General features: G+C 67.2%; 8 protein-coding genes. 4 read left to right on the plus strand and 4 right to left on the minus strand.

The genetic code is table 11. From position 1 onward, the window contains the following. Window positions 1–170: 170 nt before the first annotated feature. Window positions 171–701: a YbhB/YbcL family Raf kinase inhibitor-like protein gene (locus ACRDPS_RS12900; RefSeq protein WP_431502043.1), complete on the plus strand. Its 531-nt coding sequence runs from the start codon at window positions 171–173 to the stop codon at window positions 699–701. Window positions 702–761: 60 nt separating this feature from the next. On the opposite strand, the gene ACRDPS_RS12905 is transcribed toward ACRDPS_RS12900, so the two are convergent. From ACRDPS_RS12905 to ACRDPS_RS12915, 3 genes are all read right to left on the minus strand, one after another. After that, window positions 762–1,415, minus strand: a complete 654-nt coding sequence (locus ACRDPS_RS12905) for a response regulator (protein ID WP_431502044.1) — start codon at window positions 1,413–1,415, stop codon at window positions 762–764. A 118-nt stretch (window positions 1,416–1,533) separates the two neighbouring features. Then, the gene (locus tag ACRDPS_RS12910; protein ID WP_431502045.1) at window positions 1,534–2,196 is read right to left on the minus strand and encodes an FMN reductase; all 663 of its coding nucleotides are present in this window, start codon (window positions 2,194–2,196) and stop codon (window positions 1,534–1,536) included. A 3-nt stretch (window positions 2,197–2,199) separates the two neighbouring features. After that, the gene (locus ACRDPS_RS12915; protein WP_431502050.1) at window positions 2,200–3,375 is read right to left on the minus strand and encodes an LLM class flavin-dependent oxidoreductase; all 1,176 of its coding nucleotides are present in this window, start codon (window positions 3,373–3,375) and stop codon (window positions 2,200–2,202) included. A 175-nt stretch (window positions 3,376–3,550) separates the two neighbouring features. Here ACRDPS_RS12915 and ACRDPS_RS12920 point away from each other — a divergent pair, with 175 nt between their 5' ends. From ACRDPS_RS12920 to ACRDPS_RS12930, 3 genes are read left to right on the plus strand one after another with little or no spacing between them, the layout of a single operon-like run. Beyond that, complete coding sequence (locus ACRDPS_RS12920; RefSeq protein ID WP_431502046.1) at window positions 3,551–4,348, plus strand: ABC transporter permease; 798 nt, start codon at window positions 3,551–3,553, stop codon at window positions 4,346–4,348. Beyond that, window positions 4,341–5,201, plus strand: a complete 861-nt coding sequence (locus ACRDPS_RS12925; RefSeq protein WP_431502047.1) for an ABC transporter permease — start codon at window positions 4,341–4,343, stop codon at window positions 5,199–5,201. The genes ACRDPS_RS12920 and ACRDPS_RS12925 overlap by 8 nt, the downstream gene beginning before the upstream one ends. A gap of 1 nt (window position 5,202) precedes the next feature. Next, window positions 5,203–6,150 (plus strand): ABC transporter ATP-binding protein, encoded by a 948-nt coding sequence (locus ACRDPS_RS12930; protein WP_431502048.1) that lies wholly within the window; start codon window positions 5,203–5,205, stop codon window positions 6,148–6,150. Between the two features lie 23 nt (window positions 6,151–6,173). On the opposite strand, the gene ACRDPS_RS12935 is transcribed toward ACRDPS_RS12930, so the two are convergent. Next, the gene (locus tag ACRDPS_RS12935) at window positions 6,174–6,710 is read right to left on the minus strand and encodes a hypothetical protein (RefSeq protein ID WP_431502049.1); all 537 of its coding nucleotides are present in this window, start codon (window positions 6,708–6,710) and stop codon (window positions 6,174–6,176) included. Between the last annotated feature and the right edge of the window lie 615 nt (window positions 6,711–7,325).

Consider the following 7,325-nt stretch of genomic DNA (forward strand, 5'->3'; position numbering starts at 1 on the left):
TGTCCCGCGCCGAGAGTCCGTGCCATAAGTCGTGCGATGCGTGCGTGCATCGCAAGGCGGCGTCGCGACGGCATACCGGGTGTCTTCCGAGCGATGCCAACGCAGCGAGGTGCGTGCGCAGCGTGCGCCTTATGGTGCGGAATTGAGGTGCGGGACACTAGGTTTGTGGCATGGCCAGTCTTGACCGTCCGGTGAAGCCGGACCCGTACTCCCTGATGCCCGCCCTCCCCTCCTTCACGCTCACGAGCCAGGACGTGACCGAGGGGCAGCCGCTGAAGCAGGACCAGGTCCACGACCGCGGCAACACCTCGCCGCAGCTCAGCTGGAGTGGCGCCCCGGAGGGGACGAAGTCGTACGTCATCACCTGCTTCGACCCCGACGCCCCCACGCCCAGCGGCTTCTGGCACTGGTGCCTGGTCGACGTGCCCGCGGACGTGACCGAGCTCCCGGCCGGTGCCGGAGCAGGTTCCGCCGAGCTCCCGGGCCAGGCGTTCCATGTCGCGACCGACTTCGGCACCAAGGAGTTCGGCGGTGCCGCTCCCCCGGCCGGTGACCAGGTCCACCGCTACTACTTCGTCGTCCACGCGGTCGGCGCGGAGACCCTCGGCGTCGACGACTCGGTCACCCCCACGGTCGTCTCGTTCAACCTCGCCTTCAAGGCACTGGGCCGCGCCGTCCTGGTGGGCACCTACCAACACTGAGATCCGCTTCCGACGCGGGAGCTCTGGAGCCACTGGGTGACTACTGAACTCCCGCGTCGTTCACGATCGCATGTGGGTCAGGGGCGTCGGCGGGCGACGGTGCTCGACGTTCGGCGGCAGGCCCAGCTTGAGGAAGATCTCGCCCAGGCACAGCTCGTACTGCCGCCTGTTCGTGAAGAGGCTGGTCGCGATCGCGCGATAGGGAAACTCCGACGCGAGCAGGGCCAGCGCCTCGTTCTCGCGCATCGTGAGAGTGGAGAAGACGTCCGCATCCCTGGCTGTCTCCCTCATCCGGTCGATCACCTCCGGGTCGACCACCACCTCCCCCGACGCCACCCGGCCGACGGCGTCGAGGAAGTGGGGCGTGGCCCCGACCCGCGACTTGCGGAGGTAGCCGAGACCGCCGGTGCCCGTGCTGGCGAAGACCTTGGCCGCGTACGTTGTCGCGATCGACGCTCCGAGCACGACGATGCCCATCTCTGGCGCCTTCTCGTGCACCCGGAGTGCGGCGGTGATGCCCTCGTCCACCTGGCCCAGTCGGGCGTCGGTGACGACCAGGCTCGGCATCGTGTCGGTCACGGCCTGGACGAGCCGGTCACCGTCGCTCGCGTCGCCGACCACCTGGTAGCCGCCACGTGCGAGCAGCGCGGTGAGTCCGGCGCGCAGGAGCGGCGACTCGTCGGCAACGACGACACTCGGCTCAAACCTCGCCACAACGTCTCCGCTCGGTGATTGGGGGAAGCGGTCGACACGCATTCTGTCGCACTTGGTCTCAAACCCCCGGGACCCGCCACTCTCGTGTCGAGAGGCGACCGTCGATCAGGGCGTCGGCTCAGTACTCCGGCGGCCCCTCCGAGGCCTGCTTCAGCAGGTTCTCGAAGGAGGTCGGGTTGGCGAACTCGTCCTCGACCAGCTTGCGCGGATGGGCGGTGGACGGTGCCGACACGTGGGATCCGGTGACCGTGACCAGCGAGGCGAGCTCACCGGCGGCGCGGTCGACCCGCTTCTGCAGCTCCGACCCGCCCGCGAAGTCGTCGGTAGCGGCGAAGACACCGGTGGGGACGACGACGGCGTGCAGATAGGAGAACAGCGGTCGCATGGCGTGCTCGATGACCAAGGAGTGACGCGCGGTGCCGGCGGTGGCGGCAGCAAGCACCGGCTTGGCATCCAGGACACCCTGCTCCATGACATCGAAGAACGTCTTGAACAGACCGGAGTAGGAGGCCGAGAAGACCGGGGTCACCGCGATCACAGCATCCGCGCCATGGACCGCGTCTATGGCCGCTTTCAGGTCGGCGGTCGGGAATCCGGTGAGCAGGTTGTCGGTCAGCGCGTGCGCGAGGTTGCGCAGCTCGACATGCTCCACCTCCGCCTCCGCTCCACGGGAGCCGATCGACGCCACGGTGGCGTCCGCGAGCATGTCGGCGAGCAGCTTGGTCGAGGACGGGATACCGAGTCCCGCCGAGACGACGACGATCTTCTTAGCAGCACTCATGACTCAGAGCTCTCCCTCCAGGACCTTCGCGACCTCCGAGTCGCCAAGGTCGCGGTCGGACGAACCGGTGGCGGCGTCGCCCCCGGCATAGACGGTCGAGTCCTTCGCCCCTCCGGCACTCGCCACCAGCGAAGCGTGGGTCGGCGCGTCGGGGGCCTCCGGCTTGCGGATCTTCGCGAACTCCGCGCGCAGGGTCGGCAGGATCTCGCCGTAGAGGTCGAGCTGCTCCAGGACCGTCTTCAACGGCAGCCCGGCGTGGTCGAGCAGGAAGAGCTGGCGCTGGTAGTCGCCGATGTTCTCCCGGAAGGAGAGCGTCCGCTCGATGACCTGCTGCGGCGAGCCGACGGTCAGCGGCGTGGCCTCGGTGAAGTCCTCCAATGAGGGGCCGTGGCCGTAGACCGGGGCGTTGTCGAAGTAGGGCCGGAACTCGTTGATCGCGTCCTGGGAGTTCGGCCGCATGAAGAACTGCCCACCCAGCCCCACGATCGCCTGGTCGGCGGTGCCGTGCCCGTAGTGCTCGAAGCGCTGCCGGTAGAGCTGCACCATCTGCTTGGCGTGCGACTCCGGCCAGAAGATGTGGTTGTGGAAGAAGCCGTCGCCATAGTACGCAGCCTGCTCGGCGATCTCGGGCGAGCGGATCGATCCGTGCCAGACGAACGGAGCGACCCCGTCCAGCGGCCGAGGCGTCGAGGTGTAGCCCTGCAGCGGCGTACGGAACCGGCCTTCCCAGTCGACGACGTCCTCGCTCCACAGCCGGCGCAGCAGCGCGTAGTTCTCGACCGCCAGGTTGATGCCTTGGCGGATGTCCTTGCCGAACCAGGGGTAGACCGGGCCGGTGTTGCCGCGACCCATCATCAGGTCGACGCGGCCGTCGGTGAGGTGCTGGAGCTTGGCGTAGTCCTCCGCGATCAGCACCGGGTCGGTGGTGGTGATCAGCGTGGTCGCGGTGCTCAGGATGATGTTCTCGGTCTTGGCACCGATGTAGGCCAGCGTCGCGGTCGGGTTGGAGGCGATGAACGGCGGGTTGTGGTGCTCGCCGGTCGCGAAGACGTCCAGGCCCACCTCCTCGGCGTGCTTGGCGATCTCGACGGTCGCCTTGATGCGCTCGTGCTCCGTCGGGGTCTTCCCGGTCGTCGGATCCATCGTGACATCGCCGACGGTGAAGATGCCGAACTGCATACCCATGGTTCACTGCCCCTTTCGTGACTCGACCTGCTTGCCCGGGCCACGGTAGTTGAAATTCGAACTACTCGGCAAACAGTTGCCGCATCAACGTTATTCCACGAAACCCCTTGGCGTACGCAGGCCCGGTTGTGCCAACGTACGTCAGGTGTCCGGGGCGCTGCATTCACAGATGAGTCTGTATGCCGCGATCGCGACCAGCTCCTTCCGGCGCTGCTCGACCTACACCGCGGCCACGCTCGCCGGGATCTTCACCAACTCGGTCTTCGGGATCATCCTCAGCTTCGCCTACCTGGCGCTGTGGGAGCAGAACCCGTCCGCCGGCGGCTACCAGGCCGACCAGGCGGTCACCTTCGTCTGGATCGGGCAGGCGCTGTTGATGACGATCGCGCTGTGGAGCGGGGGCTCGACCGACGACCTGGCCGAGCGGATCCGCAACGGCGACATCGCCGTCGACCTCTACCGTCCGGTCAGCGTCCTCGGCTGGTATCTCGCTGCCGACCTCGGCCGGGCGCTCTACCACTTCGCGACCAGGGGCGTGGCCCCCACGATCATCGGCGCGCTGCTCTTCGGGCTGGTCATGCCCTCCCCCACCGGCGCGGCCGGGTTCGTGGTGAGCGTGGCCCTCGCGGTGGTGGTCAGCTTCGCCGTCCGGTTCCTCTTCGCCACCAGCGCCTTCTGGCTCTTGGACGCGACCGGCCCCCGGGTGCTGCTGAGCGTGCTGGCCACCTTCTTCAGCGGGCTGACACTGCCGCTCAACCTCTTCCCCGACGGGCTGCGCCAGGTCGCGTTGGCGCTGCCGTTCGCCTCCTACATCCAGACCCCGGCCGACATCTGGCTGGGTCGTCGTGCCGGACTCGACATGGTCGCCGCGATCGGGCTGCAGGTCGTGTGGTCGGTCGTCCTCCTGGCCCTGTGCGGGCTCGTCCTGCGCGCCGCGACCCGGAAGGTGGTGGTCCAGGGTGGCTGAATCTCGACAAGCTCGATCACCGGAGGAGCAAGCTCGATCACCGGAAGGTACGTACGTCGCTCATGCGGTTCGTTCCTACTGGCTCATCGCGCTGCTCTGGATCCGCGCGGCGATGTCCTACCCCGTCTCGTTCTGGACGATGGCGGTCGGCGGGCTGCTGATCACGTTCCTCGACTTCGTGACGATCTGGCTGATGTTCACCCAGATCGACTCCTACGGCGGCTTCGGGCTGCGCGAGATCGCGCTGCTCTACGGCGTCACCTCGATCGCGTTCCGGGTCGCCGACATGCTGGTCGGGAGCGTGGAGAAGATCGGTCAGAAGGTACGCAGCGGCGATCTGGACGCGATGATGACGAAGCCGGTCCCGGTGCTGGTGCAGCTGTGCGCCGACCGGTTCGAGCTGCGGCGCCTGGGGCAGATCGCCCAGGGTGTGGCGGTCTTCGCGTGGGCGGCGCCGATCGTGGACTGGACCCCGCAGCGGGCCCTCGTCCTCGTGCTGGCGCTCGTCTCCGGGGTGGTCATCTACTTCTGCGTCTTCGTGACCTTCTCCACCGTCCAGTTCTGGACCGTGGACGCCTCCGAGTTCGCCAACGCGTTCACCTACGGTGGCAACACGATCATGCAGTACCCCATGACGATCTTCCCCAAGGAGGTCGTCCGCTCGCTCACCTATCTGCTGCCGCTGACGTTCGTGAACTGGTATCCCTGCCTGTTCCTCCTCGGCCAGACCGACCCGTTCGGGGCCCCGGACTGGTTCCGCTTCGCCTCGCCACTGGCCGCGTTCGTGCTGGTCACCGTGACCACGCTCGTGTGGCGCCAGGGCCTGCGCCACTACCGATCGACCGGGAGCTGACATGCCACTCATCGAGGTGCGGGACCTTTCTCGCGAGTTCACGATCCGCAAGCGCGCGGGCGTCATGAGACGTACGTCGGTGGTGAAGCACGCCGTGCACGACCTGTCCTTCGACATCGATGCCGGCGAGATGGTCGGCTACATCGGCCCCAACGGGGCGGGGAAGTCGACCACGATCAAGATGCTCACCGGCATCCTGGTGCCCTCGGGCGGATCGGCACGGGTGGCCGGCCTGGAGCCCTCCCGCCAGCGCCGGGAGCTGGCCCGGAGGATCGGGGTCGTCTTCGGCCAACGAACCAGCCTGTGGTGGGACCTACCGCTGCGCGACTCCTTCGAGCTGCTGCGGCGGATCTACCGGATCGGTGACCAGACCTTCCGGCACAACCTGGAGGACCACGTCGCGCTGCTCGACCTGGGTGACCTGATGGACACCCCGGTGCGGCAGCTGAGCCTGGGCCAGCGGATGCGCGGCGACATCGCCGCGGCCCTGCTCCACGACCCCGAGATCCTCTACCTCGACGAACCCACGATCGGTCTCGATGTGGTCTCCAAGGGGAGGCTGCGAGAGTTCCTGCGCGCCCTCAACCACGAGCGCGGGACGACCCTGATGCTCACCACCCACGACCTGCAGGACATCGAGGCGCTGTGCGACCGGGTCATCGTGATCGACCACGGCACCGCCGTCTTCGATGGCCCGCTGGAGTCCCTGCGGGCCACCGGTGGGGCGTCTCGCACCCTCGTGGTCGACCTGGTCGACGAGGCGCCGACGATCGCCATCGAGGGCGCCCGGACCGTCAAGGTCGAGGGCCCGCGCCAGTGGCTCACCTTCCCGGCCGATGCCTCGGCCGCGCCGCTCGTGGCCCAGGTCGCCGCTGCGTACGACGTCGCGGACCTGTCCATCCAGGAGCCCGACATCGAGGATGTCATCCGGCAGATCTACTCGCGCTGACCGATGAGGGCCGCTTCCATGACCTAGGCAGGTCGCGCGTTGGCGATCTGGCGGAGCGCGGAGATCGCGCCCACCCAGGCGCGGGCCTCCGGGTGCACCCAGCCGACGAGCTCGACGGCGTCCTCAAGATCTGCGAGCAGGTCGCGGCGATGGATGGGCTCATGGTGCGCTGCCCGATTGCGGACCAACATCAGGTTGACCAGGCGCCGTTCGACATCCCGACGCCGAGCCCGAAGATCTGGGGTCGCCCCAGGGAATGCCTTGTGAAGCGACGGAACCCATAACGAGGCGTGGTAGCGCTGAGACACCAGGTAGCGCCAGAATCCGAACCCCAGCTCCGCGACCACGCGACCGTGCTCCTCCTGCCGGCGGCCACGCAGGGTCGCTCTGGACCGTGCCTTCGCGACATCGTCGCGTCCACGCTGGTCAAGCCGGATCGCGTCCAGCCAATCTCGATGGCCCTTGCGATCTGCCCATGACAGAAGCTGCCGGTCCAGGGCGTTTCGTACGATGACCTCGACCGTTCCCGTCGTCGCGATCACTCCCGATCCGGCACTCATGTTCCACTCATAGAGGCGCAGTGCACGGCTCAGGTCCTCATCGCAAACACGCAGGTAGGAACTGAGCCTGTCGGCTGTCAGGAGGTGGCGAAGCGTCGAGTCCGTCCACTCAACGTCATCCGCGCCGCTCACGTTTGACATCCCACAGATCCCTCGTAAAGTTGGTGTCGAAGACCCCGGAACGATCCCTGGCAATAGCCACATCGCCGGGGTTTCGCCTTGTTCGGGCTCGTGCAGCTGACTCTAGGTGGATGCACCGACAGTTTCGCCTCGTCGGATTACCCCGGAACGATCTATGGCAGCAACCACATCATCGGAGACTCGCCTCGCTCGGGCCCCTGCATCTCAGGCTCTTGGCAATCCAGGGTGTAGATGCGGTCTGTCGAGACTTCACACCTAGCGCCCGTTCACCACAGAAGCTCGGACTAACTCTTGATCGCCATAGCGACGGCAAGGTGACCAGCGACATTTCACCCTAGGTCGGTGCACCGACAGTTTCGGCTCGCCCGGACGCAGCTCAGGAGTCGACGCGCAGGACCGCGAGCTCGTCCGGTTGACGGGAGAGCTCGGCGAGGGTGTGGCGCAGCCGCTCCAGGAGCGACTCGACGGACCTCG

Source organism: Nocardioides sp. (genome assembly GCF_050699375.1).
Classification (GTDB): Bacteria; Actinomycetota; Actinomycetes; order Propionibacteriales; family Nocardioidaceae; genus Nocardioides.

Bases quoted from the DNA above. Each gene is read 5' to 3' on its own strand.
- ACRDPS_RS12900 (WP_431502043.1), top strand. From the start codon at position 171: ATGGCCAGTCTTGACCGTCCGGTGAAGCCGGACCCGTACTCCCTGATG.
- ACRDPS_RS12910 (WP_431502045.1), bottom strand. From the start codon at position 2,196: ATGAGTGCTGCTAAGAAGATCGTCGTCGTCTCGGCGGGACTCGGTATC.
- ACRDPS_RS12915 (WP_431502050.1), bottom strand. From the start codon at position 3,375: ATGCAGTTCGGCATCTTCACCGTCGGCGATGTCACGATGGATCCGACG.
- ACRDPS_RS12920 (WP_431502046.1), top strand. From the start codon at position 3,551: ATGAGTCTGTATGCCGCGATCGCGACCAGCTCCTTCCGGCGCTGCTCG.
- ACRDPS_RS12930 (WP_431502048.1), top strand. From the start codon at position 5,203: ATGCCACTCATCGAGGTGCGGGACCTTTCTCGCGAGTTCACGATCCGC.
- ACRDPS_RS12935 (WP_431502049.1), bottom strand. From the start codon at position 6,710: ATGAGTGCCGGATCGGGAGTGATCGCGACGACGGGAACGGTCGAGGTC.